Source organism: Bradyrhizobium sp. P2_E8 (assembly GCF_056403875.1).
The window spans coordinates 1-1,617 of the sequence record NZ_JBFUES010001342.1 but is presented as its reverse complement, the minus strand read 5'-3'; the positions used below and the strand labels follow the sequence as shown (position 1 = coordinate 1,617).

The following is a 1,617-nucleotide window of genomic DNA, read 5'->3' as shown; positions in this document are numbered from 1 at the left end:
AGCGTCATCCCGGGGCTCGCGTAGCGAGAACCCGGGATCTCGAGGTTCCCAGGTGCGCAATTGCGCACCATAGTTCGATGATTTGCATCGCCCCGGAACGACGACCAAAACAAACAACAAGAGGGAGACGTCCCATGAGCAACGACATGGTCCTGCAAAAGCTCGAAGGCGGGCTGCTCACCATCACGATGAATCGCCCCGAACGGAAGAACGCGCTCAACCCGGACATGGTGCGCGGGCTGGTCGAGGCGGCGCGGCGCGCGGCTGACGATCCGGAGGTGCGCGCGGTGCTGTTCAAGGGCGCAGGTGGCTCGTTCTGCGTCGGCGGCGACGTCAAGTCGATGGCGGAGGGCCGCGCGCCGCTGCCGTTCGAGCAGAAGCTCGCGAATTTGCGCCGCGGCATGGAGGTCTCGCGCATCCTGCACCAGATGCCGAAACCGGTGGTGGCGCAGCTCGACGGCGCCGCGGCCGGCGCGGGCCTGTCGATGGCGCTGTCCTGCGATCTGCGCATCGCCAGCGAATCCTGCAAGATCACGACCGCCTTCGCCAAGGTCGGCTTCTCCGGCGATTACGGCGGCACCTATTTCCTGACCCAGCTGCTCGGCAGCGCGCGGGCGCGCGAGCTCTATCTGATGTCGCCGGTGCTGACGGCGAAGGAGGCGCATGCGATCGGCATGGTGACCAAGGTCGTGCCCGACGCCGAGATCGACGCTGCTGCCCACGAGCTCGCGCTGTCGCTGGCGCAGGGCCCCTCGATCGCACTCGGCTTCATCAAGCGCAACATCAACAATGCCGAGCACCTGGCGCTGGAGGATTGCTTCGACGGCGAGGCGATCCATCACACCCGCTGCGGCGACACCGCCGATCACAAGGAGGCCGCAAAGGCCTTCGTCGAGAAGCGCAAGCCCGCCTTCAGAGGCGAATGACGATGTCTTCGTATATGCGCTTGCGGCAGATCTGCCTGGTCGCGCCGCAGCTCGCGCCCGTCATCTCCGACATCGCGGAGATCATGGGCCTCGCCGTCTGCTATCGTGACGGCAATGTCGCGAAATACGGCCTGGAGAACGCGCTGCTCCCGGTCGACACGATCCTGCTGGAAGTGGTGGCACCGTTCAAGGTCGGCACCACCGCCGGCCGCTTCATCGAGAAGACCGGCGGCCGCGGCGGCTATATGGCGATCTTCTGCTGCGACGATCCGGACGAGCGCGGTCGCAGCGCCAACGCGCTTGGCGTGCGCACGGCGAACGTGATCGACCATGCGCCTTATCACGGCGTGCAACTCCATCCGCGCGACTGCCGCGCGGCCTTCATCGAGTTCAACCACACCGAAGGAAGCGACGACATTCTGGGCGCGTATCCGCCGGCCGGACCGGACTGGCAAAAATTCATCCGCAAGGATGTGACGCAGGCGCTGACCGGCGTCGAGATGCAGAGCCCGGAGCCGCAGGGACTCGCGGAGCATTGGGGCAGGATCATCGGGGTTGCGCCCAATGCCGCCAGCAACGGCGTTGCCGAGCTGAAACTGCCCAACGCCAGTTTCCGCTTTGTGAAGGGCGCCAGCGAAATCATGAGCGCGCTGGAGTTTCGGGTGGCTGATGCCGCGAGCGTGTTGCATGC

At 65.7% G+C, this 1,617-nt stretch carries 2 protein-coding genes; both read left to right on the top strand.

The window, feature by feature from the left end:
• Positions 1 to 134: 134 nt before the first annotated feature.
• Positions 135 to 926, top strand: a complete 792-nt coding sequence (locus tag AC1D00_RS40260; RefSeq protein ID WP_477014527.1) for an enoyl-CoA hydratase — start codon at positions 135 to 137, stop codon at positions 924 to 926.
• 2 nt (positions 927 to 928) lie between these two features.
• The coding region (locus AC1D00_RS40255; RefSeq protein ID WP_477014526.1) for a VOC family protein at positions 929 to 1,617 on the top strand (689 nt) is incomplete at its 3' end.

Bases quoted from the DNA above. Each gene is read 5' to 3' on its own strand.
- AC1D00_RS40260 (WP_477014527.1), top strand. From the start codon at position 135: ATGAGCAACGACATGGTCCTGCAAAAGCTCGAAGGCGGGCTGCTCACC.